Source organism: Streptomyces sp. NPDC006339 (assembly GCF_040612775.1).
GTDB lineage: Bacteria > Actinomycetota > Actinomycetes > Streptomycetales > Streptomycetaceae > Streptomyces.
Map to the genome: position 1 here is coordinate 1 of NZ_JBEXQW010000040.1, position 24756 is coordinate 24756.

General features: G+C 69.7%; 27 protein-coding genes and 2 pseudogenes. 11 read left to right on the plus strand and 18 right to left on the minus strand.

Features of this window, described 5'->3' with window-relative positions:
* Positions 1–674 precede the first annotated feature (674 nt).
* The gene (locus tag ABZ135_RS28065) at positions 675–1352 is read left to right on the plus strand and encodes a TVP38/TMEM64 family protein (RefSeq protein ID WP_356699494.1); all 678 of its coding nucleotides are present in this window, start codon (positions 675–677) and stop codon (positions 1350–1352) included.
* A 9-nt stretch (positions 1353–1361) separates the two neighbouring features.
* Here the strand turns inward: ABZ135_RS28065 and ABZ135_RS28070 are convergent, their stop codons facing one another.
* Together ABZ135_RS28070 and ABZ135_RS28075 are read right to left on the minus strand one after the other, a co-directional pair.
* A complete protein-coding gene (locus ABZ135_RS28070; RefSeq protein ID WP_356699341.1) occupies positions 1362–1580 on the minus strand; it encodes a MerR family DNA-binding protein in 219 nt (72 codons plus the stop codon).
* A gap of 67 nt (positions 1581–1647) precedes the next feature.
* A pseudogene (locus ABZ135_RS28075) lies at positions 1648–1695 on the minus strand (hypothetical protein); the annotation flags it as partial.
* 329 nt (positions 1696–2024) lie between these two features.
* On the opposite strand from ABZ135_RS28075, the gene ABZ135_RS28080 reads away from it, so the two are divergent.
* Positions 2025–2252: a 2Fe-2S iron-sulfur cluster binding domain-containing protein gene (locus tag ABZ135_RS28080; protein ID WP_356699343.1), complete on the plus strand. Its 228-nt coding sequence runs from the start codon at positions 2025–2027 to the stop codon at positions 2250–2252.
* Here the strand turns inward: ABZ135_RS28080 and ABZ135_RS28085 are convergent.
* A complete protein-coding gene (locus tag ABZ135_RS28085; protein ID WP_356699344.1) occupies positions 2201–2767 on the minus strand; it encodes a hypothetical protein in 567 nt (188 codons plus the stop codon). The genes ABZ135_RS28080 and ABZ135_RS28085 overlap by 52 nt on opposite strands.
* Before the next feature lie 246 nt (positions 2768–3013).
* Between ABZ135_RS28085 and ABZ135_RS28090 the strand changes: the two genes are divergently transcribed.
* From ABZ135_RS28090 to ABZ135_RS28120, 7 genes are all read left to right on the plus strand, one after another.
* Complete coding sequence (locus tag ABZ135_RS28090) at positions 3014–3673, plus strand: TetR/AcrR family transcriptional regulator (protein ID WP_356699346.1); 660 nt, start codon at positions 3014–3016, stop codon at positions 3671–3673.
* A 299-nt stretch (positions 3674–3972) separates the two neighbouring features.
* Complete coding sequence (locus ABZ135_RS28095) at positions 3973–4641, plus strand: DUF305 domain-containing protein (RefSeq protein ID WP_356699347.1); 669 nt, start codon at positions 3973–3975, stop codon at positions 4639–4641.
* Entirely contained in the window at positions 4569–5258 is a 690-nt protein-coding gene (locus ABZ135_RS28100) for a class F sortase (RefSeq protein ID WP_356699349.1), read from the plus strand. The genes ABZ135_RS28095 and ABZ135_RS28100 overlap by 73 nt, the downstream gene beginning before the upstream one ends.
* Positions 5259–5398: 140 nt before the next feature.
* Positions 5399–5809, plus strand: coding sequence for a four-helix bundle copper-binding protein (locus ABZ135_RS28105; protein ID WP_356699351.1), 411 nt, complete (start codon positions 5399–5401; stop codon positions 5807–5809).
* A 344-nt stretch (positions 5810–6153) separates the two neighbouring features.
* Positions 6154–6882, plus strand: a complete 729-nt coding sequence (locus tag ABZ135_RS28110) for an ElyC/SanA/YdcF family protein (protein WP_356699353.1) — start codon at positions 6154–6156, stop codon at positions 6880–6882.
* Between the two features lie 151 nt (positions 6883–7033).
* Positions 7034–7417, plus strand: a complete 384-nt coding sequence (locus ABZ135_RS28115; RefSeq protein WP_356699355.1) for a hypothetical protein — start codon at positions 7034–7036, stop codon at positions 7415–7417.
* Between the two features lie 75 nt (positions 7418–7492).
* Positions 7493–9106 carry a multicopper oxidase family protein gene (locus tag ABZ135_RS28120; protein ID WP_356699357.1) on the plus strand — a complete coding sequence of 538 codons (1614 nt, stop codon included), beginning with the start codon at positions 7493–7495 and terminating at the stop codon, positions 9104–9106.
* Between the two features lie 43 nt (positions 9107–9149).
* Here the strand turns inward: ABZ135_RS28120 and ABZ135_RS28125 are convergent, their stop codons facing one another.
* From ABZ135_RS28125 to ABZ135_RS28180, 12 genes and pseudogenes are all read right to left on the minus strand, one after another.
* Positions 9150–9428: a heavy metal-associated domain-containing protein gene (locus ABZ135_RS28125; RefSeq protein ID WP_356699359.1), complete on the minus strand. Its 279-nt coding sequence runs from the start codon at positions 9426–9428 to the stop codon at positions 9150–9152.
* Positions 9425–10582: a sulfite exporter TauE/SafE family protein gene (locus tag ABZ135_RS28130; RefSeq protein ID WP_356699361.1), complete on the minus strand. Its 1158-nt coding sequence runs from the start codon at positions 10580–10582 to the stop codon at positions 9425–9427. Before ABZ135_RS28130 ends, ABZ135_RS28125 begins: the two co-directional genes overlap by 4 nt.
* A gap of 115 nt (positions 10583–10697) precedes the next feature.
* On the minus strand, positions 10698–11123 hold the full coding sequence (locus tag ABZ135_RS28135; RefSeq protein WP_356699363.1) for a hypothetical protein: 426 nt from the start codon (positions 11121–11123) through the stop codon (positions 10698–10700).
* A 60-nt stretch (positions 11124–11183) separates the two neighbouring features.
* A pseudogene (locus ABZ135_RS28140) lies at positions 11184–11817 on the minus strand (DUF3105 domain-containing protein).
* 119 nt (positions 11818–11936) lie between these two features.
* Complete coding sequence (locus ABZ135_RS28145; RefSeq protein WP_356699365.1) at positions 11937–12578, minus strand: DUF1326 domain-containing protein; 642 nt, start codon at positions 12576–12578, stop codon at positions 11937–11939.
* A 372-nt stretch (positions 12579–12950) separates the two neighbouring features.
* Complete coding sequence (locus ABZ135_RS28150; protein WP_356699367.1) at positions 12951–14369, minus strand: NADH-quinone oxidoreductase subunit N; 1419 nt, start codon at positions 14367–14369, stop codon at positions 12951–12953.
* 5 nt (positions 14370–14374) lie between these two features.
* Complete coding sequence (locus ABZ135_RS28155) at positions 14375–15880, minus strand: NADH-quinone oxidoreductase subunit M (RefSeq protein WP_356699369.1); 1506 nt, start codon at positions 15878–15880, stop codon at positions 14375–14377.
* 4 nt (positions 15881–15884) lie between these two features.
* The gene (locus ABZ135_RS28160) at positions 15885–17732 is read right to left on the minus strand and encodes a proton-conducting transporter membrane subunit (RefSeq protein WP_356699371.1); all 1848 of its coding nucleotides are present in this window, start codon (positions 17730–17732) and stop codon (positions 15885–15887) included.
* Positions 17729–18034 carry an NADH-quinone oxidoreductase subunit K gene (locus ABZ135_RS28165; protein WP_356699373.1) on the minus strand — a complete coding sequence of 102 codons (306 nt, stop codon included), beginning with the start codon at positions 18032–18034 and terminating at the stop codon, positions 17729–17731. The genes ABZ135_RS28160 and ABZ135_RS28165 overlap by 4 nt, the downstream gene beginning before the upstream one ends.
* Positions 18031–18591 carry an NADH-quinone oxidoreductase subunit J gene (locus ABZ135_RS28170; RefSeq protein WP_356699375.1) on the minus strand — a complete coding sequence of 187 codons (561 nt, stop codon included), beginning with the start codon at positions 18589–18591 and terminating at the stop codon, positions 18031–18033. The genes ABZ135_RS28165 and ABZ135_RS28170 overlap by 4 nt, the downstream gene beginning before the upstream one ends.
* Before the next feature lie 7 nt (positions 18592–18598).
* Positions 18599–19486 carry an NADH-quinone oxidoreductase subunit H gene (locus tag ABZ135_RS28175; protein WP_356699377.1) on the minus strand — a complete coding sequence of 296 codons (888 nt, stop codon included), beginning with the start codon at positions 19484–19486 and terminating at the stop codon, positions 18599–18601.
* Positions 19479–20303, minus strand: coding sequence for a hypothetical protein (locus ABZ135_RS28180; protein WP_356699379.1), 825 nt, complete (start codon positions 20301–20303; stop codon positions 19479–19481). The genes ABZ135_RS28175 and ABZ135_RS28180 overlap by 8 nt, the downstream gene beginning before the upstream one ends.
* A 6-nt stretch (positions 20304–20309) precedes the next feature.
* On the opposite strand from ABZ135_RS28180, the gene ABZ135_RS28185 reads away from it, so the two are divergent.
* Positions 20310–20474 carry a hypothetical protein gene (locus ABZ135_RS28185; RefSeq protein ID WP_356699381.1) on the plus strand — a complete coding sequence of 55 codons (165 nt, stop codon included), beginning with the start codon at positions 20310–20312 and terminating at the stop codon, positions 20472–20474.
* Between the two features lie 362 nt (positions 20475–20836).
* Here ABZ135_RS28185 and ABZ135_RS28190 read toward each other — a convergent pair whose 3' ends face one another.
* Complete coding sequence (locus ABZ135_RS28190) at positions 20837–21136, minus strand: NADH-quinone oxidoreductase subunit A (protein WP_356699496.1); 300 nt, start codon at positions 21134–21136, stop codon at positions 20837–20839.
* A 929-nt stretch (positions 21137–22065) separates the two neighbouring features.
* Here ABZ135_RS28190 and ABZ135_RS28195 point away from each other — a divergent pair.
* Positions 22066–22728 (plus strand): hypothetical protein, encoded by a 663-nt coding sequence (locus tag ABZ135_RS28195; RefSeq protein WP_356699382.1) that lies wholly within the window; start codon positions 22066–22068, stop codon positions 22726–22728.
* 152 nt (positions 22729–22880) lie between these two features.
* Here the strand turns inward: ABZ135_RS28195 and ABZ135_RS28200 are convergent, their stop codons facing one another.
* Entirely contained in the window at positions 22881–23336 is a 456-nt protein-coding gene (locus ABZ135_RS28200; RefSeq protein WP_356699384.1) for a hypothetical protein, read from the minus strand.
* A 154-nt stretch (positions 23337–23490) separates the two neighbouring features.
* Positions 23491–24693, minus strand: a complete 1203-nt coding sequence (locus tag ABZ135_RS28205; protein ID WP_356699386.1) for an Ig-like domain-containing protein — start codon at positions 24691–24693, stop codon at positions 23491–23493.
* Positions 24694–24756: the final 63 nt, after the last annotated feature.

Here is a 24756-nt window from a genome sequence, read left to right on the forward strand (position 1 = left end):
CGGCAGCAAGGGACGCGGCACCATCGACGGTCTGCTTGGGGAGCGCGGGGGATCAGCTTGCTAGCCGAAACTCCCCAGATTCTCCCCAGCGCTGTTGACCCGTGTTCCCGGCCTCTAAGCTCCAGAGAAGCCTTCCGTGGATTGCAAGGTCGAAGAGATGGGTGGCCTGGGAAAGTGTTGGAAGAGGTTGTAGCGACCCGCTATGTCACGCCTTTGCGTGAGGGCGGCTCGCTCCCCGGGATCGTCGAGGCCGACGATCTCGGCACGTACGTCATGAAGTTGTCTACGTGGTGGCGCTGACCTGCATCGATGCGGCTGAAACCGTTTTTGACCTGCGCAGATGAATCTTTCAGCGTCTTTCAGGATCGTGCTGCGTTGTGCGGTCGATTCTCCCCACGCGCTCCCCAGAGCCTTCGATACTCCCCAGATTCTCCCCAGGAGGCGCCATTGCGTGGGCCGTGGTGGCACGGGACGTTATCCCATCTGAGGTGCTTCAAGAGCACGCTGAGCGACTGCCTGTGGTTCTTCTTCGCTCCGCGCCGCCCGTTTCGGACGCTCATCGCGCCCCGATGCGCGACGAGGGAGGGGCCCGGTTGTGCGGTGGCCTGGTGATCTTGACGCCCCTTCATCGGCTCGGTCGGTCAGACCCGTCCACGTACACTCGGCTTGTGCGTATGACACCGTCCGTCCGGCTGGGTCTGCTCGTTGCGATCCTGGCGGCGGCGGCCGGTTCCCTTTTCCTGTGGAGCCCGCAGCGCGTGCTCACACAGGGACTCGCCTCTGACATCCCGCCTGTCTGGGCGGGGCTCGCCTTCGTGCTCGTGTTCGCGATCGGCACCCTGGCCTTCTTCCCCAAGCCCGTGCTCAACGTCGCTGCCGGGGTCCTCTTCGGAGCCCCTGAGGGTCTGCTGCTGGCCGTGGCGGGGACGACGCTCGGCGCGGTCCTGGCCTTCGGGCTGGGACGCGGCCTCGGGCGCGAGGCGCTTCAGCCGCTCCTGAAGGGGAAGGTCCTGGTCGCGCTGGACCGGAGGCTCACCCAGCAGGGTTTCCGCAGCGTGTTCCTGCTGCGGGTGGTGCCCGGCGTTCCCTTCCCAGCGGTCAACTTCGCCGCCGCCTTCTCCGGCGTACGGCTGCGCTCCTTCGTTGCCGCCACGGCCCTGGGCGTGCTGCCGGGGACTGCCGCCTACGTCGTCGCCGGCGCCTCGGCTTCGTCGCCCACATCGCCGGCGTTCGTGATCTCGGTCGGCGTCATGCTCGCCCTGACAACGCTCACCATCGTCTCGATGTGGCGGTCGCGGCGGGCGGTCACCGCAGCGGGCGCCCAGGGTGCGCCCACCCACGGTGTGGCCTGACGGGGCGGATCAGCCGGTTGCCGCGCCCTCCGCAAAGTCCGCCTCGAGGATCCAGCAGGCTGCCGCGTTGTCGTGCTCGGTGGGCCTGTCCTGGGCGGCGTGGTTCAGAAGCTTCTCCAGGTGCGCTTCGAGCGTGACGAGCTCGGCGATCTGGGCGCGTACGTGGTCGAGGTGGTCGGTCAGCACGCGTCCGACATGGGCGCAGGGGCTCTCGCCGCTGTCGCGCACGGTGAGGATCTGTCGTCCTGGAGGGACATGCCGACGGGACCAGGCCGGAATCCTCGTAGAAACAGATGGTCTTGGTGCTGGTCCCTGTGAGGTCAGCCACTTCACCGATCTTCATGGCACTCCGCTCTTGAACTCCCGCTCCCGCTCCGCCATGCCCTTCGCCGACGCGCTCCAGGCCCTCGGCGGCGACCGCGTACGCCTCGTTCCGCAGGACACCGACGGTCTGCCCGACATCGCCGGGGTGATCAAGGACGCGTCGACCCGTACGGCGGTCTACGCCTGTGGCCCCGACCCCCTGCTCAGGGCTGTGGAGTCGGCTGTCGCCACCGGTGGTCCCGACCGGCGTCCGCACCTGCACGCGGAACGTTTCGAGCGCTCCCTGCACGCCGCGCCCTCCGAAGGTGGAAGGGCTTTCGAGGTGAAACTCAGGCGCTCTGATCGGCGTTGCCCGTCCCCGGCGATCGCAACCTTCTCGATGTCCTCCGCACCGCCGTCCCCGACATCGACTACTCCTGTGGGGAAGGGATCTGCGGCAGCTGCGAGTGGCGGGTCCTGGAGAGGGTCCCGGACCACCGGGACAGTGTGCTCCCGGTGGTCGACCGTGACCGCCGTGACGTGATCTATCCGTGCGTCTCCCGTGCCCGGAGCCCGACGCTCACACTGAACCTCTGATCAGGTCCGGAACGCTGCTGCTTGCGCTGCCCATAGCGGGTCCGGCCCTGCGGCTTGTACATCGACAGGACAATCGCCAACAGGAGCACGACCAGGGCCGCGGCAGACTGGACGACGAGCTGGGTCCGCAAGCCGGCGAGGGTGTCGGCCGTCCAGTTCGGCGCTGCCGCCACGCGGGCGATGTGGCTGATGGGCGGCATGTGGAAGAGCAGGGCGCCGGTCGCGAGGACGGTGATCGCGAGCTTCACGGTCACCCAGTAGTAGCGCAGGAGGCCCCACGTCGTTCCGAGTGAGGAGACGACGCCGGTCGCCAGCGAGGCGAAGCAGAACGGCACGATGACGTACCATCCGGTCACGCCCATCGTGACGTACACCGACCGCACCGTCAGCGCGTCCTGCGCGGTCACTCCGGTGACGGCGAGGGCGAGGAAGACCGCGACTGCGCCGAACCAGCCCACGGAGGCGGTCACATGAGCGGTGAGGGCGAGCTTGCGCACGCGCGGTGCCATCGCCATCAGCCGTGGCCTCGCATGCCGCCGCCTGCCAGGTGGAGGGCGAGGAAAGCCATGATGAGGATCGCCGCACCGATCAGGAGCGCGGTCACCCAGCGAGGCCGGGGAGCGTGCGGGGGAGGGGCCTGCTCGGGCATAAGAAGACTCCGATGCGGTATGGGGACGGCGGATGCTGCGCCGACTTTTTCGATACAGTCTGTCTCTGTCAAGTCATAGTGTCACGCTCGCGTCGTCCCGTACATTGTGGGAATGCCGAAGCTGTGGAACGAGACGATTGAGGAACACCGCAGCGCCGTGCGGGACGCGACGCTCGACGCGACCGCCGCGCTGGTCGCCGAGCACGGCCTGATGTCGGTGACCATGTCGCGGATTGCTCAGGAGACCGGCATCGGGCGGGCGACGCTCTACAAGTACTTCCCGGACGTCGAGTCGATCCTCGCCGCCTGGCACGAGCGCCAGGTCGCCTACCACCTCGAACAGCTCGAAGCAGTACGGGACCGCATTGCGGACCCCGGTCGGCGGCTCCACGCCGTGCTGGAGACGTACGCGCTCATCTCGTACGACCGCCACGGCCATCACGGAACCGACGTGTCCGCCCTGCTGCATCAGGGCCCGGCCATCACTCAGGCGCACGAGCGGCTCCTGGTGCTTGTCCGGGATCTGGTCGCCGAGGGTGCCGCCAGCAGTGCGCTGCGCGCTGACGTTGCCGCCGATGAGCTCGCCGCGTACTGCCTCCACGCCCTCGGCGCGGCGGCGGGCCTCTCGTCGAAGGCGGCGGTCCGGCGACTCGTCGAAGTAACTCTGGCCGGGCTGCGGCCCTCAAACCGCCCCGTCGGGGACGGTACGTCGGCGACCTGGGACGGCGCGGGACACGGCAACGGTCACCACCCTCGTCACGGCTCTCACTGAGCGGCCGCGGAGAGCGGTACTGCCGTCCTCACGCGGCTCCGGCCTCGGACGCGAGGTCTGGTGATCGACCAAGCCGCCGACGCATGGAGGGAGGCGGCGGGGAGGACACGCCGGCCGGCCTGAGATTCGGTGCCTGGTCTGGTGCCTGGCCGCTGGACGGCGTGGTGGGGTGGGGGCGCCGGGCGAGTGGGACACGCAGGGCATATGGGTGAAGTGCTGGCGTCTGCGTCGGTTACCGGCGGGTTGGCAGGAATTTGGCTTTCGGCACCGTCCCATTGACCGACCGATCGGAGTCACCCATGAACCGCCGGATAGCCGCCAGCCGCGTGTGCGCGACCGCACTCATGGCCGCGAGCCTCGCAGCCGTGTCAGCGCCCGCCGCGCTCGCGAACGAGAGCACCGAGTTCAACGAAGAAGAGTTCCTCACCATGACCGTCGATCACCACTTCGGCGGTGTGCGCATGGCCGAACTCTGCGTCGACAAGGCGACGCGGGCCGACCTCAAGGGCCTGTGCGGAAAGATCAAGGAGGCGCAGTCGGAGGAGATCGCCACGATGCGCTCGTGGCTCAAGTCGTGGTACCACACCGACGAGACACCGAGTGTGCCCCCGAGCACGAAGCCGATGCTCGACAAACTCTCCGGTCTGTCGGGCCGAGCCTTCGACATGGAACTCTCCCGAGACTTCGCCGAGCACCACCGCGAGTTCCTGTCCGACGCGGACAAGTGCCGCAAGCACGCCGACCACGGCGAGCTGCGCGCGATGTGCGACAAGATGTACAAGACCCAGGCCGAGGAGATCGGCAGGTTCGAGGCAGTCATCGCTGGTAAGCCGATCACCGTACACACCGGCCAGGGCGGCCTGGCCGCCCCCTCCAACAGCACCGGCGCGGCAGGATGGCTGGCTGCGGCCGGCGTGGCCGCAGCGCTGGGCACCGCCGCCGTGGGGCGTCGCCTGCGTCGTCAGTGACTGGGCGCTGCGTCGGGCAGGACCTGGGGGCGCTGGCCACGCTGGCGCTCTGGATCGTCGCGTTCGCGGCTGCCAGCGCCCCGGGACCCGTCGCTGTGAACTCTGATGCGGCATCGCTCACGGCGGTGCCGCATCAGAGGACTGGTGCCCCCACCGTGCCCCAGGGAGGCCGGACGCCGGTCCGCCTCGCTCTGCCCGGCGTGGGCCTGGACACGGCGGTGGTGCCTATTGGCGTGGCCGACGACGGGGGCCTGGACGTGCCGAGCGACAGCACGACGGCCGGATGGTGGAGGGACACCGCCGAGCCCGGCAGTTCTCAGGGCAGCACCGTCATCGCCGGACATCTCGACTCACGCCAGGGGCCCGCTGTCTTCGCGCCCTTGACGCGGTCGAAGCCAGGTGACCAGATCACCGTTTCGACGTCGGCCGGCCCTGTGAGCTACCGCGTCACGGCGGTGATCGTGCGCCGCGGTGCCGCACTGCCTGCCGAGTACATCTCCACCACCGGCCCTCACCGGCTCGTGCTGGTCACCTGCACGGGGCCGTACCAGCAAGCCGGTGGCTACCGCGACCGCCTCTACCTCGACGCCGCTCCCGCTGGGCCGGCGAACCGATGACACGGCAGAACGGCCGTACCGACCGGACCAGGCGGCGGACGCGAGCCGCAGACGGTTTCCCGCACCCCGTCCGGTGTTACGCGTACAAAGCCGGGCAGCTGCCCGCTAGAAGCAACCCAAAAGTATCGGAGGGCTGAACCATGACCACAGCCGTCAACGACATGCTCGACACCTATCCCGCGGACCTGGGGGGCGTCGATCGCGAGAAGCTCGCCCGCTGCATCGAGGAATGCATCGCCTGCGCACAGGCGTGTACCGCGTGCGCGGACGCCTGCATGTCGGAGGAGATGGTTGCCGAGCTGACCAAGTGCATGCGAACCAACGCCGATTGCGCCGACATCTGCACCGCCACCGCGGCGGTGTTGTCCCGTCACACCGGCTACGACGCCAACATCACCCGCGCGATCCTCACCGCCTGCGCCACCGCGTGCAAGGCGTGCGGCGACGAGTGCGGGCGTCACGCCGACATGCACGAACACTGCCGCGTCTGCGCCGAAGCCTGCCGCCGCTGCGAGCAGGCGTGCAACGACCTGATCGCCTCTCTGGGCTGAGCTTGCTCGGGCCCCACGGCGGTGCCCCGGAAGCTGACGCGCTTCCGGGGCACCCCCGTGTGCCGTCCGCACCCAGCTCTTGCCGATATCCCTCGCGGCCGGTGGGTGTCGCCGAGCCGTGGCACGGGCCGTGGCACGAGCGGAGCAGCGTGCGTAGCCGTCGGTTGGTGAGGCTGATCACACTGAAGGTGATACCGGATCGCACGAGGTGGCGTCGTCGTTGATCAAGGCGGTGGGAGTCGTTGAGACGGCGGACCCGCCGCGCACCACACGGCCGAGGGACGGGGAGCCGGCGGAGGACGATCGCCGGACGCCGCGGCCGACGATCCAGGAAGACTTTCGCCATGCACCTGCCCAGCGTCACACGTGCTCCGTACCGCACCGACCGGAAGCCGCGAAGCCTGCGCCGGGCTTGGTTGCCGCGCACCCGTGCCGGGCGTCGGCGGACCGCTCAAGCGGTGATGATGCTCTGTGTGCTGGCGCTTCTGCCGGCGACGTGGATCTTCACGGTGTCGGACGACCGGCTGCGGACTGTCGAAAGTGTGCCGCGCACCGATGTGGCGGTGGTGTTCGGCGCGGGCCTGCGGGGCGGGGAACCCGGCTCCTATCTGGTGCACCGTCTGGACACAGCGGCCGACCTCTACAGGCAGGGACGTGTCCAGGTGATTCTGGTGACCGGCGACAACAGCCGCCACGACTACGACGAACCGCACGCGATGAGTATGTATTTGACCAAGCGTGGTGTGCCCCACGCGCGCATCGTCAGCGACTTCGCCGGCTTCGACACCTGGGACTCGTGCGTGCGCGCCAAGAAGATCTTCGGTGTCGACCGAGCGGTCCTCATCAGCCAGGGCTTCCACATTCGGCGAGCGGTCGCCCTGTGCGAGGCGGCGGGCGTCGATTCCTACGGCGTCGGGGTCCCCGGCGTACGCAACGCGACCTGGTACTACAGCGGCGTACGGGAGATTATGGCGGCGGGCAAGGCGAGCCTCGACGCGGCCTTCCAGCCGGACCCCACATTCCTTGGCCCGAAGGAGCCGGCGGTGCGACGGGCGCTCACGGTTGAGCGATGAGCCAAGCCGGCAGCCGTCCCTCCGAGCAGTTCCGATACCCCCTCCCCGTATGATGTGCGAGGAGTTCGGTGTTCGTCGTTCCGGGCGGAGAACGGAGACTGAGGTGGCAGAGGCAGGGCGCTCCAGGGCAGCGACAGGGTGGGGCCGGTTCGTGCTCGCCGTTGCGTTGCTCGTGGGCATCGTGCTGATGCACGTCCTCGGCCACCCCGGCGACCATGCGGCCCCGACGCTCCCGTCCGGGAATCATCTGACGACAGCCATGCACGCCGCCGCGGCGGTGGAGCATGTGGCGGCCGACGCGGTCCGCGCGTCGCATCCGGATCCCGCCCACGGTGCCGGAGTCGCGGCCGTCTGTGTGGCGGTGCTCGGCGCCGGAATCGGCCTCCTCCTGGTGGTCCGTCGCGCCCTCGCACGCGGGTATCGCGGGGCCGAGGCGCTGCTGCCGGCCGTACGGCTCGCTCACGCCCTCCGCGGGATACCGCCGTCGGCCCATCCCAGGTCCGTCCTGACACGCCTCTCGTTGTTGCGCATATAGGCAGACCGCCCGCTCCACATCCTGAGCGGAATGCCGCCCTGTCATGCAACGACAATGCCAAGAGGTTCCACAGTCATGTCCCGATTCACCCGCCGCACCATCCTCGGCGCCGGCCTCGCCGCAGCAGGAACCGGTCTGCTGACCGCTTGCTCAGGCTCGATGAGCGGCATGGACCACTCCTCAGGCGGCAACGGCATGTTGCCGAGCGCCGACTACCTCACCCCCGACAGCAAGGAGATCGGCGCGACGGAAGCGCTGCGCAAGCCCGGCCCCGAGCGCAGGTTCAAGCTGACCGCGGTCGAGACCCCGCTCGACCTCGGCGGCGGACGGACGGTCCGCTCCTGGGCCTACGGGGACGACCTCCCCGGCAAGGAGGTCAGGGTCACCGCTGGCGACACCGTCGCGCTCACCCTAGCCAACAACCTTCCCGAGGCGACGAGCGTTCACTGGCACGGGCTCGCCCTGCGCAACGACATGGACGGCGTTCCCGGCCTCACCCAGCGCGACATCAAGCCGGGCGCCTCCTTCGACTACCGCTTCGCCGTCTCCCACCCGGGCACGTACTGGTTCCACCCGCACTCCGGCGTCCAGCAGGACCGCGGCCTGTACGCGCCGCTGATCGTCGAGGACCCCAGGGAGCCGCTGAAGTACGACAAGGAGTGGGTGATCGTCCTCGACGACTGGGTCGACGGCGTTGACGGCTCCACGCCGGACGCCGTGCTCGCCGAGCTGAGCAAGGGCATGGGCGGCATGGACCACGGAAGCTCCGGCGGCTCCGGCGGCGCGAACGGTCACGAGGGCCACGGCATGTCGAGCAGGTCGATGACCGCTCAGAAGTCCCCGTCCCCGAAGCCGTCGGGTCCCTCCCGGATGCTGATGGGCGCCACGAGCGACCTGCTGGGCGGCGACGCCGGCGATGTCGGGTACCCGCACTACCTGATCAACGGCCGTACGCCGGACAAGCCGCAGACCTTCACGGCCAAGCCCGGCGACCGGATCCGGCTCCGGATCATCAACGCGGGCGGCGACACCGCCTTCCGGATCGCCCTCGGCGGCCACAACTTCACCGTCACGCACACCGACGGCTTCCCTGTCGAGCAGACACAGGCCGACGCGCTGCTCCTCGGCATGGGCGAACGCCTCGACGCCCTTGTCACCGTGGGGAACGGAACTTTCCCGCTGACCGCGCTCGCCGAGGGCAAGAACCGCACGGCCCTGGCCGTCCTGCGCACGGGCGGCGGAGCGGTGCCCACCGCTTCCGTACGTCCCAAGGAGCTCAACGGCAAGGTCGTGCACGGCGGACAGCTGAAGGCGGCCGAGTCCGTACGGCTCGAGTCCGGCCGCCCGGACCGGACGATCGAGTTCAAGCTCACCGGCTCGATGGCGAAGTACGACTGGGCCATCAACGGCAAGAAGTACGACCCCGCCCAGCGCTACCCGGTCCGCAAGGGTGAGCGCGTCCGGCTGTCCTTCGTGAACGACACGACAATGTGGCACCCCATGCACCTGCACGGCCACACCTACGCGCTCGCCGACGGCGGCGCGCGCAAGGACACCTCGATCGTGCTGCCGGGCAAGACGCTCGACGTCGACTTCGACGCCGACAACCCTGGTCTGTGGATGATCCACTGCCACAACGTCTACCACGCCGAGTCCGGGATGATGACGGTCCTCGGCTACCTGAAGTAGGGCGACGGCCCGGCCCGGGAACTCGGGTCGGGCCGCCTCCAGCTCATGCTGAGCCGACTGGGCGGGCCTCGTACTCACCGGCCCGGCGCACGGCGGCCAGCAGCGCGTCCGTGTCCACGACCGCGCCCTCCTCGAACCGGACGGTGCTGCGTCCGGTTCGTACGTCGGTCCGCGCCGAGCTGACGCCCGGAATCTCCTCCAGCTCGTCGTCGATCAGCAGACCGCAGCTCGTGCAGTGCATGCCCTCGACTTCGAGGATCACCTGAGGGCCCGAGCTGGCCGCTTCCTGCTTCTTCTTGCTGCCGAACAGTCGCAAGATCACGCCTTCTCGAAGTCGATGGAACCGGTCTGCATGCCCATGGCGCACGAGAACATGAGCTTCCCGGCGTCGCGCGTGCCGAGGTCGATCTCGGTGTCGCCGTTCCGTTCGACGATCTCCTGGACGCCGAGCTCGGGAATGGTGAAGGCGCGTGCGCAGCCGCCGGAGTCCTTGCCCCGGAGGATGAGCGTGGTTGGTAGGCCGGCCTTCGCCGTGAACTGGGTCGGGGTGTAGAAGTCCGTGACGGTCAGGGTGATCACTTGCCGTCCGGAGGCATCGACGCGTACCGGCGCATCGTTCGGTGCGGGCTCCTGGGCCTCGTCACCCCTGTCCGCGCTCTCCCCGGAGCCGGGCTCGGGGGAGAAGACCGGAACGGCGGCGGCCGACGTGTTCTTCGTGCTGCTGTCGAGGGCGACCCAGCCGCCGGCCCGAAGCCCGGAGGCGACCGTCCAGACGGCGACCGCGAGGACGACGATGCCTGTGAGCGAGGCGAGCTGCCCGGAGAGCGCCCGGGTGGAGCGGCGGAAGAGATAGCCGAGGACGGCGAACAGAGGAGCCGTACCGATCACGAACCCGGCCATGACGGCGGCGCCGGCCACCGGCGAGACGGACGTCACGGCGATCAGCTCGACGGACAGCGTGACCCCGCAGGGGACCAGGACCGTGGCCAGGCCGATGAGGGCGGGCGTGGCCAGGGACTCGGTCTTGGCGCTCCGCCGGAACAGCCGGCCGAAGGAGGCGGGTGCCCGGGGCACGAACCGGGCCACAGCCTTGACCCCGAACAGGTCGAGCGCGAACAGCACCATGAGCAGGCCGGCGGCGACGAGCATCACGGCCCGCGCCCGGGGGCTGGGCTCGAGGGCGTCACCGAAGACGCCCAGCAATGCTCCGAGGAGAGTATGCGAGACCAGCTTGCCGACGAGGAAGGCGCCGACGGGGGTGAGCGCCTTGGGCTCCGGGGGAGCGGGCGGTGCCGCGTTCGTGGTCGAGCGGCGTGCTCCGGCCAGGGTGGGCACGCGGGCCGGCGGCGCGTCGGCGGAAGCGCGGCGGGTGACCGCACCGGCGAGCAGACCCCCTTGAACGGCGGCGCACGAGGCACCACCGGCGAGCAGACCGGTCGTGAGACCGGTGACGAGCAGGGTGAGGGACGACGGCATACGTCGAGTCTCCTGAACGGCAAGGGCGGCACGAGCGCACGGGTACGAGCGCGTGCCGAGATGGACGTGAGGGCGGGCGCGTCCGAGGAAGGGGTCTTCCGCGGACGGGCCGCCGTCAGGTCCGGCTGACGCAGAGGCGGGTCAGTTCAGGAGGCGAGGGAGGAGCGAGGGGCGGCGGGACACCGGAGAGGGGCGGCTCTGGCTGTGCGAACGCAGGAGTAGGCGAGTCTTCGGCGTGCGCGCAACCGCTCCGGTCGCCGCCGACCGGCGGAACGGACGGCTGGGCGCAGTCACTGACACTCGACATCGGGCAGGACTGCTGGAAGTCGTGCGGATCAGAGACGGCCGGAGCCGTGCCGTTCTCGGCCGCGTGCATCCCAATCATCATCTGGTTCATGTCCATGCCCATGGACGGCATAGAACCGATCATGCCCGGCATGGCCATGGCCGGACGCGCCATCCCGGTGAGGCACAGCGTGACGACACACGCCACCAGCAACGCAGGCAGCAGCCTGAGGCGGGAGGGCGCGGCAGTGGTCACGAGCGGCATCGTAGTAGCACTGACCACCCCTGCGGGCAGTGGATCGCCGCTACGGCATGGTCAGGATGTGACCCCGCCACTGCACGTGGCACCCGGTTCCGGAGCCTGCGGCCCCTGGACATACCGGTCGAGGAAGGCGTCCACGCGGGAGTCGGAAGCGCTGCTCACCCCCACCTGCTGCCCCCAGGCCGTGAGGACGATCGGCGCCGACTGCTCAGCGCGCGGGCTCATTAGCGTGTACGGCGTCTTGGTCACGCGCTCGCTCAGCGTCTTGACATCGGCTGCTGTGGCCTTGTTCGTATACGTCACCCATACGGCGCCGTGCTCCAGCGAGTGCACCGCGTTCTCGTCCCGTATCGGCTTCGCGTACACATCGCCGTCGCAGTTCTGCCAGACGGGATCGTGATCGCCGCCGGCGGGCGGCGCCATCGGGTAGGTGACGTCACCGGTGACGTGGTTGCGGCCGAGGTCGGGCCAGCTCCGCTCGCCGACGATCGGCGCGGCCGGGCTTCCCTCCCGAGTCGTCGCTGGTGACGAGGTAGCCGACACCGCCGACCGCAGCCGCCAGAATCGCGGCCGAGACGGCGAACGTGGTGACACGCCTGCGGTGCTCCCGGGCGCGCTCCGCTCTTCGCAGCTCTTCCGCCCGTGCACGGCGGGCGGCGGATTTTCCGTTCGAACCGGGATATCCCATGAGCGGCGCACCTCCCGCGGCCGCGGTCTTCCTCCGTTCCCATCGTAGGCGCGGCGGAGTCGCCTCGGCGGCCCCCGTTGCCGGGGGAGCGTTCGCTCAGGGGGCCGCGCCGTCGGCTGTCACGTGCTGGGGCGCCAGTCGAACGGGAAGTGCTTGCTCGATCCTCCGCGGTACGTGCGGGAGAAGGCGAACCCTTCGGCGTGGTCCGCGTTCACGACGCCCCACGTCGCGACCTGGCCGGGCCCCACCTCGGCCCCGGGAGCGTTGATCAGTTGCACGCGGCGGTTGGGGTCCGCGGTGGGGCCGGTCAGGGCGGTGGCGCCCACGCTCACCTTGTCCGAGACGGTCGCGCGCCAGTACTGGAGATCTTGCGCGGCTTCGAAGTCGATCGGCGCGTACCGGACTTCACGTACGTCGCTGATCAGGGAACCGAACTTGCCGGGCCATCCGCCGACGTTCCCACGGAAGATCTCTTCCATGGCGTCCCGTTGCGCCGGCGTGCCCTTCGCGTCGATGTAGAACATGACCGTCATGGTGGCGTCGGTGTCGTCGGCCCACATGTTGCCGGCGAACTCTCCCAGCGCGACGACGCCGAGGCCGTCCAGCCGTTCGTTGCCGTAGTGCCCTTCGTGGATGTGCCACACCAGCGTGAACAGGCAAGCGCCGTTCGTGGGGGCCTGGGCGAAAGTGCAGGGGCAGGGCATGGAGCAGCTGCACACGTCGAACCACTCGCCTTTGAGGTGCCAGTTCGTCTTGTCCATGAACTCCGGATTCCCGGTACCCCTAGGGGGTATGCGCGCTCGAAATTGCGTTCGCCTCTAACCGGCCACTCACCCGGTGGCCGAGTGCGATCGTCCTCATCCGCCGTCGGTACTCGTCGCCGTCGATGCGGCCGTGCACAAGGAGGCCGGTGCACCATCGTTCGGCGGCCGCCAGAGCGGCATCCCGCCCCCGCAGGCGCGCCAGGGGAGGACAGCGTCGCTCTTTCGTATCGCTTAGCCGCAGGATGTCGTACCAGACGGCGGCCGCGATGAGCGCCCCCGCAACTATGGCCAGAACGGCAACCACCACGGTCATCACCCCTGCGGTACGCAGCGGGAAGTTGCTCCCTCCATTGTCCCGCGCCGCGGCCGCTAGGTGGCGAGGGAACTGCCCAGGGCGGGGAGTACGGGGCCAGCAGCGAGTCCGAGTCCCACGGAGGTCAGGGCGGCCGCGTAGGCGACCCCTCGCGCCGATCGGTCCCCGTCGGTGAGAGCGGCACCGTCACCCCGCGAGACCGCGGGGCCGATCCAGCGCAGGTAGTAGAAGAGGGAGGCGACGGTGTTGATGGCGGCCAGGATCACGAGCCAGGTGTAGCCGCCGTCGATGGCGGCGCTGAATGCCTCCAGCTTGCCGACGAACACGGCGGTCGGCGGTGTGCCGACGAGGCCGAGGAGGCAGATGACGAGGCTCGCGGCGAGGAGTGGGGCCCGTCGAGCGAGGCCGCGGTAGTCGGCGAGCCGGGTGGCCCGGGGGAGGGCGCAGACCACGGCGAACGCGCCCAGGTTCGTGACGGCGTACGCGGCCAGGTAGTACAGCAGGGCCGGCTGGGCGAGGTCCGACCGGCCGGTGACAGCGACAGGCAGCAGCAGGTAGCCGACCTGGCTGATGGACGAGTATGCGAGGAGCCGTTTGACGTCGTCCTGGAAGAAGGCGGCGAGGTTGCCCAAGGTCATCGACGCGGCCGCGATCACCCCGACAAGCTCGGCCCACGGCATCCCGCTGTCGGCGAGGACCGCCTCGCCCAGCCGCAGCAGGGCGGCCAGGGCGCCGATCTTCGGGATCGTGGTCAGGAAGGCGGCGACCGGCGCCGTACTGCCCTGGACGGCGTCCGGCACCCAGAAGTGGGCGGGGGCGGCACCGGCCTTGAACAGCACCCCGGAGAGGAGCCCGACGGCCCCGGCCGCGACGAGCCCCTCGGGGGCCCCGGACAGCGTGGGCCCGAGCGAGGGATAGCCGGTCGCCCGCCCGGCGGCGTAGAGGACGGTGATGCCGGCCAGCATCAGTACGCCGAGCAGCGCGCCGATCACGTAGTACTTGAGGGCGGCCTCGGTGCCCGGGCCGTCCTTGCGGAAGCCGGCGAGCGTGTACGCGGGGATGCTCGCCAGGAGGTATCCGGCGGCGAGCAGCAGCAGGTCCTGGGTGCCGGCCATGACGAGCGCGCCGAGGGCGGACAGCTGAAGGAGGACGTACGTCTCGCTCTCACGCGCGTGGGCGTGGAACGGCCTCGTGAAGACGGCGAGGACGAGCAGGACGGCCGCCAGGACGACAATCCGGGACGTGCTGGTGACCGGGTCGACGGTGAAAGCCTCGCCGAACGCGGTCACGTCGGGGCGTGCCGCGGCGACGGCCGCCGCCACGATCCCCGCGCCTGCGGCCACCGTCGCGAGAAGCCCCACGGGCCACTGCCTGCGGCGCGGCAGCCAGGCGCCGAGGAGCAGTCCGAGCACGGCCGAGGCGGCGAGCAGCACCTCGGGGAGGATGTCGAGCGGGTTCTCGTTCATCTCGCTCATGACGTTCATCGTGCGAGCTGCTCCAGGACCGTGCGGGAGGCCGGTTCGATGACGTCGAGGAGGAAGTGCGGCGCGACGCCGAGGATCACGGCGAGGACGAGGAGCGGGACGATGCCCGCGTACTCGTGGGCTCGTAGGTCCGGGAACACGCGTGGCGTACCGGGTGCGTCCGGCAGTCGCAGCGGCCCCATGAGGATTTGCCGCAGCGCGCGCAGGAACAGCCCTGCGGTGAGTAGGATGCCGAGCACGGACAGGGCGGTGGCGAGCGGCCTCGGCCCGAGGGAGCCGGTGAAGATCTGGAACTCCGCGATGAAGCCGGAGAAGCCGGGCAGCCCGAGCGACGCGAAGGCCGCCGCGCCGGTGAGGGCCGCGAAGACGGGGGCGGTGGCGGCGAGACCTCCGTACGCGCTCATGTCGTACGTCCGTCCCCGCTCGTACATCACACCCGCGAGGAGGAACAGCGCACCGGTGATCAGGCCGTGGCTGACCATCTGGGTGACCGAGCCCGTGATCGCGAGAGAGCGCGCCTGGGCGGAAGTGTCGGCGGTCGCTGCGGCGGCGCCGACAGCCAGGATGATGTAGCCCATGTGGTTGACGGAGGTGTACGCCACCATCCGCTTGAAGTCGGTCTGGGCGAGCGCCACCAGGGCGCCGTGGAGGACGGACACGACACCGATGACGACGAGCACGATCGCGTACCGGCGCCAGGCGTCCGGCAGCAGGGGCATGGCGATGCGCAGGAACCCGTACGTTCCCATCTTCAGGAGCACCCCGGCGAGGATCGCGGAGCCAGCCGCCGGCGCTTCGGTATGGGCCGGCGGCAGCCAGGTGTGGAACGGGACCGTCGGCGTCTTCACGGCGAGCCCGACCACCACGGCGAGCAGGACGAGGGCGGCGTACGCGGAGCGGCCGACGAGAGGGTTTTGCCGGGTCAGATCGACGATGTCGAAGGTGTGCGGGGTGGCGGCCAGGTAGAGGCCGATGAAGCCGAGGAGCAGGGCCAGCGAGCCGATGAACGTGTAGAGGAAGAACTTCAGCGCCGCCCGCTTCGCGTCGCGGTGGCCCCACCCCGCGATGATGAAGAACATCGCCACGATCGACAGGTCGAAGAAGACGAAGAACAGGATCAGGTCGAGAGAGACGAACAGCCCCAGGCACGTGGTCTGGAGGAAGAGGAAGAGCGCGGCGAACTCCCGGAAGCGGCGGCTCTCGCGCAGCGAGTACAGCGCGCAGGCGAGGAACAGGACGCAAGTGAGGGCGAGCAGAGGCAGGGACAGGCCGTCGACGCCGATGTGGTAACTGACGCCTGCGTCGGGGATCCAGCGGGCCCGCAGCTCGTACTGGATGCCGCCCCCGGTCCGGTAACCGGTCCACAGGGCGACTACCAGAGCCAGCTCGGCGGCGGCCGTCGCCACCCAGACGGCGCGCAGCGCCCGTACGGGGATACGGGACGGGAGCGCGAGGAGTAGCAGGGCGACCGCGGTCGGGGCGAAGACGAGGGCGGTGAGCAACGGGCTACCTCACGAGGACGAGCACGACGGCGATGACGGAGAAGGCGGCGACGGCCTGGGCGAGGTACTGGTGCAGCTGGCCGGTCTGCGGGCGGCGGGCCCAGGTGCCGAGCCGCCGGGACGCGGTCGCGACGCCCTCGACCGCGCCGTCGACGGCCCCCTCCACCAGCCGGTTGGTCCATCGGGCGAGCTTCAGAGTGCCCCGGGCCGAAGCCTCCACTGAGCGGTCCAGGACCTGGTCGTCGAATGCGGCGGCGGCACGGGCGATCCGCATGGTGGGGGAGACGAGGAGGACGTGTGCGGACCGTTCGAGACCGAGCCAGTTCTCGCTTCCCGCCTTCAGCCGGCCGGGCAGCGGGACGCGGCGGGTGCCCCATCCCCAGGCGATGGCGGAGGCGGCGAGCGCGAGCGCGCCGGAGAGTGCGAACTCCCAGACCAGCGGTGTTGGTTGGCCTTGGGTGCCGAGGTATTTGCTGAGGGTGTCTCCGAGGGGCGGAAACGCCGCGGGCGTCAGCGCGAGGCAGGCGAGCGCTAGAAGCGTGAGCGGTGCGACGGCTCCGAGGGGGATCGGTGGCCCGTCAGAGATCTGCCGCTCGGGGCGGTCCCATACGAAGCGGAGGAGCTTCACGCTGTAAACGGCGGAGAGAACCGCTGCCGCGAGCCCGGTGGCGTACAGCCACGGACTGTCCTCAAGGGCCCCGGCGAGCAGGACGTCCTTCGCGGCCCAGAGCGAGAGTGGGGGCAGTCCGGCGAGCGAGAGGGCACCCACGGTGCAGAGCACGCCGACGGTTCGGTACGCCTGGGCGGCCCCGCGCAGCTCGGGGAGCCGCTGCGTGCCCCATGCCGTCAGCCAGGCTCCGGCCACCAGGAAGAGCAGGCTCTTCGCGGCGGCGTGGGCCGTCAGCTGCAGCGCACCTCCTGTGGTCGCTCCCACACCGGCGGCCAGCACCATGAACCCGATCTGCGCGCAGGTGGAGGCGGCGAGCAGCTGCTTCAGGTCGGTCTGTGCGACGGCGACGACCCCGAGGGCGACAGCGGTCGCCGCGCCCACCCACGCCGCCGCGTCCGCGCCCCACCCGGAGGCGTCGAGGAGCGGTCCGGCCCGCAGCAGCAGGTAGGCGCCGGCGACCACCATCGCCGCGGAGTGCAGAAGCGCCGACACGGGGCTCGGACCCTGCATGGCCCGCGACAGCCAGAAGCTGAAGGGGAATTGCGCGGACTTTCCGAACGCTGCGACGAGAATGCCCGCCGTCAGGAAGGACAACCAGGGTTCGTCGAGAGACGCGAGCCCGTCGAGGGTGAGCGGACCGGGACCTGCCGCGAGGGCGGCGCCGGCCGCGAGATACAGACCCAGATCGGCGGTGCGGGTCGTCAGGAAGGCGGTGTCGGCCGCGGCGGTACGTTCCGGCTCGCGCCACCAGTACCCGATCAGGGCCCAGGAGGTCGCGCCCATAACCTCCCAGCCCATGAGGAGAGTCGGGAGGGTGGTGGCGGTGACGGTGACGAGCATGCTCCCCGCGAAGAGGAGCATCAGCCCGAAGAAGCGGGCCCGCGCCTCGTCGGCGCCGAACTCCGCCATGCTGAAGAGGAGTACGGCGAGGGTGACGGCGGCGACGGTGACCACGAGGACACCGGACAGGCCGTCCACCGCGATCCGGAAGGGGAGGCCCTCCATCAGGGGCGCCTCGACGGCCGGGTGCCGGAGAGACGCCGTGATCGCGAGTCCCAGGGACGCCGCCGAGACACCGACCGCGAGCAGCGGGGCGGCCCGGTCCGCGGGCCGCCCGGCCAGAGCCAGCAGCGCACCGGCGCCCAGCGGCAGGGCGATCAGCGTCCACAGCAGAGCGCTCATTCCCTCAACTCCGCCGCCATGTCGGTCATGTCGATCTCACGGGAGCGGAACAGGGCCGTGACGACGGCGAAGCCGATCGCCATCTCCACCGCCATGGCGGTGATGGCGACCACGATCAGGACCTGACCGTCGGCCGTGGCGGGCGCGATGTAGTGCCAGGCCGCGCCGGCGGCGAGGATCACACCGCCCAGCATCAGCTCCAGGCCCATCATCAGCATCACGACCGACTGCTGCGTCAGCGCCCCGAACAGCCCGACGCAGAACAGGGCCGAGGCGAGGACGAGGAACAGCTCCAGGCTCACCGGCCCACCCCGCCCCGTACAGGGTCTTCGGGGCGGGCGGCCCGGAGGTCGTCGCCGAAGCGGTCGTACCGGCCGCGCCGGGTGGAGAGCACGACGGTCGCCACGATGGTCGCGAACAGCGCCATTCCCAGCGTCATCATGGTGAGCATCTGCGGCCCCATCAGAGACAGGCCCAGGTCCATGGTCGGATCGTCGGGAGGCCGTCCGCTCCGTGGCGGCCAAGGTGCGAGGAGGATGCCGACGACGAGCAAGACGAAGGACACGGCGCAGATCACGGCCGCTCCCCGCTTGTTGTGGATCATCGTCATCGGCATGAGCCCGGCCGGGTTCATCATGAACATGATCATGAAGACGGCCATGATGGCCATCTCGATCGTCATCATCAGCACGGTCACGATGCCGAGGTAGTCCAAGCCCAGCACGATCAGCTCCCCGCCCACGCACAGCAGCGAGGTGAGCAGGGAGAAAGTCGCGCGCGCCATCGAGTCGAAGACGAACACCATGACGCCGCTCGCCACGGCGAGCACCGCCAGCACCCAGAACGCCACCGTAGTCATCGCTGCCTCACCGTCCGAGCACCACCACGGCCACCACCAGCGCCTGCGCCACCGCCAGCGGCGTCAGGACCACCCAGGCCAGCTCGACGTACCGCTCCATCCGTACGGTCGGCATCCTGCGCCGCAGCCAGAGCAGGAAACCCAGAACGGCGCCGGTTTTCAGTACGGTCCAGGCCCAGCCCGGCAGCAGCGGACCGTGCCCGCCACCCAGGAACAGCGGTACGGAGAAGGCGGCGGCCACCACGAGCAGCAGCCACCGCCCGCCGAGGAACAGCAGTCGGTCCACCCCGGACAGCTCGGCCGCCGCGCCGCCCGCCGCGTCCGCGCCAACCGGCTGGTCGAACGGTCCCCAGAAGGCCATGGCGAGCGCGCTGAGCAGGTAGATCCCGAACGCCGCCGGCATCCACACTGCGAACCAGAGCCCGGCCTGGGCATCCACCACCGCGCCCACCCGCAAGGACTCCGCGCCGAGCGCCGCCGTCGTGATCGCCAGCATGTGCGGCAGCTCGTACGCGAGCCCCTGCGCCAGGAAGCGGTAACCGCCGACCAGCGACAGGGTCGAGTTCGGCCCCCAGCCCGCCAGCCACACGGCCGCCCACGCCAGCGCCTCCATGGCGTTGAACCACACGATCCCGTCCGGCAGATCCGACACCGACCGGAAGCCGAAGGGGAGGACGACGGCGGCAAGGACGGCGGCGACCGGGAGCAGCGTCGTCCCCAGCCGTACGAGAGGGACGTCGGCGGCCCGCGTGATCCGCCGCTGCTTCACCAACAGCCGCAGGACCTCGCGGCCCACGCCGGTCGACATCGCGTCGGCGGTGGCCGTGACCCAGGCCGCCCATGCCAGCGCGAATGGGAGGACGAAGGCGGCCCAGAGGGGAGTGGACTCAACCATGACCACGGGCTCCCGGCACGTGCTGAGGGGCCAGTTCGTCGAGGTCGGGGTCCAAGCTCGCCACGATGAGGCGTGCGCAGGCGAACTCGGTGCCTTCAAGCAGCCCGGGCAGCGCGTCGAGCAGGGCCTGGGACGGGGGCGTCTTGGAGTCGAGGCGCCCCCGAGGGCCGACCGGGTGATGGGCGGAGAGCGGGCCGCGGTCGTCGACGTGGCCGAGGGCCTGCTCGAGCCCGTCCAGCCACGCGATCAGCCTCCCATGCACGTCACCCCCTGGCTGCATCCCGACCTGTTCGCCGACCCCCACCGTGAGCCACCGCAGTGTCCACGACTTGCGCACGCGCCGAGCCAAAGGGCGGACGAGCGACTGGAGTTGTGCTCGAGGGGCACCGCCGAGCGTGCGATCGCGGGCGACGCGTGCTCTGGTCGCCGCCTCCCGCCAGCCGGCGACACCGAGGAGTCTGCCGAGGCTGTCGAGGTGTGCCGCACATCGCCGCCGAGCGGCCTCGCCGACCGTCACCGGGCCACCGGCCATGGCCCTGAGCCACGGCTCGTTCCAGAACGCGGGCCCGGAAGGGGAAGGCCCGGGCACGGCTTCGACCTCCGCGCGCTGCACGACGTCGCCCTGGAGTTCGAGATGCAGCACCAGTCCCGCCGGCCAGTCCGGGAGCGCGGGCCCGAGCGGCACATGCAGCCGGTCGAGCCGCAGCCCATCCCGGTCGTCAGCCCTCTCGGCCATCGGAAGACCGGCGACCGTGCCCATGTGGTGGCCGTGGTCGCCGTGTCCCATGTGGTCATGGGCCATAGAGCCGTGGGACATGTGGGGGTGATCCATGCCACCGCCGTGGTCCGCATGGCCGGCTGCCTGATGCGGGTCGTGCCCGGCGTGGTCACCGCCCGCGTGATGATCACGATGGCCCAGCTCGTGTCCACCATGCTCCTCGTGGCCATGGCGACCGTTATGGCCGCCGTGCCCGGCGTCGTGCCCTGATGCCGAGGCGTGGCCCTCCGGATGATCCGGTTGTGCCGTGTGCTGGGCGGGCCGGGAGACCGGCTGTAGGAGGGCGGCGTGCGCCTGGTCCAGTGCGTGCGCCGTGCGATCGGCGTCCGTGACAGTGACTCGCGCCCTCGGATTCGGTACGCCTTGCCAGAGCCGCTCCGCCCAGTCACCGTTGCGTACGGGAAGCGGGGTGCCCGCGAAGACCACCAGGTCCGCGGAGGCGGGACCGGCGGCCTGCGGCCACCCCCTGCGCGCGAGTTCCGCCTCGACGGCCAGTCTTTCGCGCGTAGCGCCCCGACTCGCCGCGATCAGAACGGCCGGCCTGGCCAGGGCCGTCCTGCTGATGCTTGTCCTCAGGTCCACCGGAAGGCCCCCTCGCGCCAGGCGTAGCCGACGCCGGCGAGCAGGATGCCGAGGAACAGGAACATCTCGACGACCGCAGGTGTGCCGATCCCCGGTACGACCTTCGTCCACGGGTACATGAAGAGCATTTCCATGTCGAACGCGAGGAAGATCATCGTCACGGGGTACCAGCGCACATGGAAGCGCGATACCGGATGCTCCTGGGGTTCGAGGCCGCCGCTGAACGGGCTGGCGTGCAGCGGTTCTCGGGCGGTGCGGACAACGGCCCCGAGGCAGTGCAGCAGGAACACGCCGGCCGGGGCGACCACGAGGAGAGAAGCGACCGGCTCCCATCGCGCGGCTTCCACGTGATCCCCCTTCCCGGCGAGCGGACCGCTCCTGCCCGCCATCGGCAGGCAGCATCTCAGCGACAAAGCCTGGAAAGAAGGAGCAACACGTACAGAAGCGAAATTTCAGCACTCGTCGCGGGCGGCGGGGAGGCGGTCGCCTGCTCGGTCGGGCCATTGCTCGGGCTCTCCGCCCGATGGCGACGACCAGGAAGTGGGCGCACCCCCGTTCGTAGGACGGGACCGGCCAGCACGGTGGAGCCCACGCCGTGGGACGCCGCGCAGACGCATTCACACCTGGTGCTATCTTCCTCCCAGTCCAGATGGGGACGCCCGTGTCGGCCTTCCCACTACCAAGCCCTTCTATGGTCGTGAAGCGTGATCTCAGGCAAGGTCCGTCGCGACCATCACACGGGAGCGTTGCTGCGGGCAACGCTCCTCGCGGTGGTCCTTGCCGTATTCGCGATGCACGTCGTGGCCTCACATCACCCGGTCCACAGCGGGCACGCCGTCGAGTCATCGCTGATCGACGCAGGGAACAAGGGCCAGCACGCTCACTCTGACGTCGCCCTCGGCGATGCCACCAAAACATTGGACAACCCGGACGGCGAATCCCCTGTGACCACGGCGGAGTCGGAGAGAGCTGCCTGGCGCTGCTGTGCATCGTCGCCACCCTGTTCACGTTCCTCCTCAGACGTGGGGACTCCGATCGCGTCCTCCGCCGATGGGCAAGCCGCGCGCGTCCCTGGATCAGCCGCACTGGCGACCCGCCGTGCTTGCACCGTCTTTCGATCCTGCGCTGCTGAGAGTCGCACCAGCATGCGCCGTGCCATTGGTGTCGGCGCCGCTTCTGCCTGCTCTCACATATCCAAGATCTGAAAGGCCCTATCCGCGTGACCACCGTTATCGAGCCCGAGCTCGACCAGACCCCCGCCACGAGACATCGCCGCCCGACCTTCGACAAGAAATCACTCCCGGCTCGCTACAGCGGCCAGATGCTCTACTTCATGGGCGCCGCCCTCATCGCCGGCGCCGTCGTCCACTACCCGATCGATCCGTCGCTGTACGCGATCATCTGCGTCGTCGGCGCCGTCGTGTTCCTCCTCGGCACCATCGTCAACGAGTTCGTGCTGGCAGACGAGCGTCCGGCGCTGAGCCAGGCAATCTCGCTCGTCGCGTTCTCCCTGCTGCTGTCCTTCGGTGTCGGCCTGGTCGGCGGCGGCATCCAGCACTTCGAGCAGTTCCCCGAGCGCAGCGCCTGGATGACCCCCCTCGGCCTGCTCATGTCGTACGTCGCGTTCGTCGCCAAGGACTCCAAGGGCCGCTGGCGGCACCTCGTGAGCCCGTTCGCGGCCGTCGTCGTCGTCATAGCGGCCCTCGCCTGGCTGGGCATGACCGCCCTCGCCGGCACCATCAGCTCCGACGGTCATAGCCACGACCACGGCTCCACGACCGGGACCCCCGCAAAGTCGGACCAGGCTCCCGTTGAGCAGGAGCCTCCGGCCAAGGCACCGGCCGAGCCGACGGAGGATGGACATGGATCCCATAGCCACTGACCCTGGTTCGGCCACTCCGTAGCCGTTCTCGCGGGCCCACGCGTGGACCACGGTGGGCTCGCAGTCAGCTCACGGCGCCTTCACTTGCCGTCGGCGGGCTCGGGATGCCGGTGCGACCATCTTCCGCCGACCGCGGGAAGGACCGTCGAGCGTCAGGCAGGTACGGGGCAGTTCTCGGCGGTGCGGAGCCGGCGGATCAGCGCGTACAGGAGAAGGCTCATCGAGGCGAGCGCCAGAACGGGCTGGAGCGGGGCCCAGAAGGACAGGGCGCCGCTCACGCCGATGGCGAGCACGACGAGCTTGTTGCAGATGGGGCAGCCCACCGCGAAGGCCGAGAGCAGGCCGGCGCCCAGGGCCCGCGCCGTCACGGGCCGGTTCTCCGGGGCCCGCTCGTCGGCGGGGCGGGGGCCCACGCGGATGTACGTCGCCACCAGCAAGCCCTCAAGAACCGAGCTGGTGATCCACACCGGGTAGTTCCACCAGAGGACCGGCGTCATCCGCGTGTACAAGGGCGACGGGACGACACCGGTGGGCACGCCGATCACGATCGCCGTGAGGAGGGCCACCGCCATGGCGACGGCCCATCTCCGCAGAGGCCAGCTGCCCATGGGCGTACTCCTTCGAAGAGGGATGCCGTCGGCCGAGTGAGCACGCCACTGCGGGGGAGCCTGCTCTGAGGACCGGCCGACGGCGGAACCGATCGTAATCTACGAAACTGCTTAGAAGAACAGCAGGATCTTCGTCACTACCGGACGGGCGAAGTCAGGAGAGGGCGCTCCCCTTCTTCCAGGTCTCCCAGTCGACGTTCCAGGCGCCGTAGCCGTTGTTCACCGCGACCGTGTCCTTGGAGTTCACGACGGTGACCGGGTCGCCGAAGCGCACCTGGTCGTAGAACCACTTGGCGTCCGCCGTGCTCATGCCGATGCATCCGTGACTGGCGTTGACGCGGCCGAACTTGCCCTCGTTCCATGGCGCGGCGTGCGCGTACGTACCGGACGGGGTGAGCTGGACGTCCCACTTCACATCGCCGAGGTCGTACGCCTCGGGCCCGAAGATGCCGACGGTGGCGGAGTTCATCCGGATCGAGGGGACCTTGCTCAGGACGACCATGGTGCCGTTCCAGGTCTCGAAGGTCTCCTTGCCGGTGGAGACCTTGAGGGTCCGCAGGACCTTCCCGTTACGGGAGACCGTCATGGTCTTCTTCACGACGTCGACGGTGCTGGTCACGGCGTCGCCGATGCGGAAGTTCACGACGCGCTGCTGGGTGCCGTAGACACCGCCGCCCGCGTCCACGCCGGCGAGGTCCATGCGCAGCGTGACCGAGGTGCCCGGCTTCCAGTACTCCTTCGGCCGGTAGTCGATCCGGTCCTTTCCGTCCCGGTCCTTCATCCAGCTCCAGGCGCCCTCGATCGCCGGGGACGAGGTCACCTTGAGCTTCCGCTCGACGGCGGCCTTGTCGTGGATGGGCTTGTTGAACGTGATCGAGACCGGCAGGGCGACGCCGACGGTGGACCCCTTGTCGGCGTTGTACGTGCCGACGAAGGTCTGTGCGGCCGCCGGGGTCGTGTAGCTCGTCGACTTGCTCAGGGGTGCACCGTCACCTCCGGTGCCCCGGGCGGAGATCGTGTAGGTGGCGCCGGGCGCCAGGGGGGTGGTCGAGGTCCAGACGGACTTGTCCTCGGAGAGCGTCCCTTCGACTTTTCCGGGGCCTGGGGCGCTCACGTCCACGGAGGTCAGCGCGCCTCCGTCGGCTTTAACCGTGATCTTTCCGGACGTCTTGGTGTCGATGGCTATCGAGGACGGTCCGCCGCTCTTCGCGGTCTCCTTCGCCGGCTTTCCGGCGCCTTCGGTGCCGGAGTCGGTCGCCCCTGCCGAGCTGCATCCGGCGACGAGGAGTGCGGCGGCCGAGGTGAGCGCGACCATGTGTACGGCGCGGCGCTGGTTGTGGGATCTCGTGTTCTTCATAGCGACCCTCCGACTAATGCTCTAAGTGACTTAGAAGACGAATGCGAGTGCGGTGCGGTTCCC

Bases quoted from the DNA above. Each gene is read 5' to 3' on its own strand.
- ABZ135_RS28065 (WP_356699494.1), top strand. From the start codon at position 675: ATGACACCGTCCGTCCGGCTGGGTCTGCTCGTTGCGATCCTGGCGGCG.
- ABZ135_RS28085 (WP_356699344.1), bottom strand. From the start codon at position 2,767: ATGGCGATGGCACCGCGCGTGCGCAAGCTCGCCCTCACCGCTCATGTG.
- ABZ135_RS28090 (WP_356699346.1), top strand. From the start codon at position 3,014: ATGCCGAAGCTGTGGAACGAGACGATTGAGGAACACCGCAGCGCCGTG.
- ABZ135_RS28095 (WP_356699347.1), top strand. From the start codon at position 3,973: ATGAACCGCCGGATAGCCGCCAGCCGCGTGTGCGCGACCGCACTCATG.
- ABZ135_RS28100 (WP_356699349.1), top strand. From the start codon at position 4,569: ATGGCTGGCTGCGGCCGGCGTGGCCGCAGCGCTGGGCACCGCCGCCGT.
- ABZ135_RS28105 (WP_356699351.1), top strand. From the start codon at position 5,399: ATGACCACAGCCGTCAACGACATGCTCGACACCTATCCCGCGGACCTG.
- ABZ135_RS28110 (WP_356699353.1), top strand. From the start codon at position 6,154: ATGCACCTGCCCAGCGTCACACGTGCTCCGTACCGCACCGACCGGAAG.
- ABZ135_RS28120 (WP_356699357.1), top strand. From the start codon at position 7,493: ATGTCCCGATTCACCCGCCGCACCATCCTCGGCGCCGGCCTCGCCGCA.
- ABZ135_RS28130 (WP_356699361.1), bottom strand. From the start codon at position 10,582: ATGCCGTCGTCCCTCACCCTGCTCGTCACCGGTCTCACGACCGGTCTG.
- ABZ135_RS28145 (WP_356699365.1), bottom strand. From the start codon at position 12,578: ATGGACAAGACGAACTGGCACCTCAAAGGCGAGTGGTTCGACGTGTGC.
- ABZ135_RS28150 (WP_356699367.1), bottom strand. From the start codon at position 14,369: ATGAGCGAGATGAACGAGAACCCGCTCGACATCCTCCCCGAGGTGCTG.
- ABZ135_RS28160 (WP_356699371.1), bottom strand. From the start codon at position 17,732: ATGAGCGCTCTGCTGTGGACGCTGATCGCCCTGCCGCTGGGCGCCGGT.
- ABZ135_RS28170 (WP_356699375.1), bottom strand. From the start codon at position 18,591: ATGACTACGGTGGCGTTCTGGGTGCTGGCGGTGCTCGCCGTGGCGAGC.
- ABZ135_RS28175 (WP_356699377.1), bottom strand. From the start codon at position 19,486: ATGGTTGAGTCCACTCCCCTCTGGGCCGCCTTCGTCCTCCCATTCGCG.
- ABZ135_RS28180 (WP_356699379.1), bottom strand. From the start codon at position 20,303: ATGTCCCACGGCTCTATGGCCCATGACCACATGGGACACGGCGACCAC.
- ABZ135_RS28200 (WP_356699384.1), bottom strand. From the start codon at position 23,336: ATGGGCAGCTGGCCTCTGCGGAGATGGGCCGTCGCCATGGCGGTGGCC.
- ABZ135_RS28205 (WP_356699386.1), bottom strand. From the start codon at position 24,693: ATGAAGAACACGAGATCCCACAACCAGCGCCGCGCCGTACACATGGTC.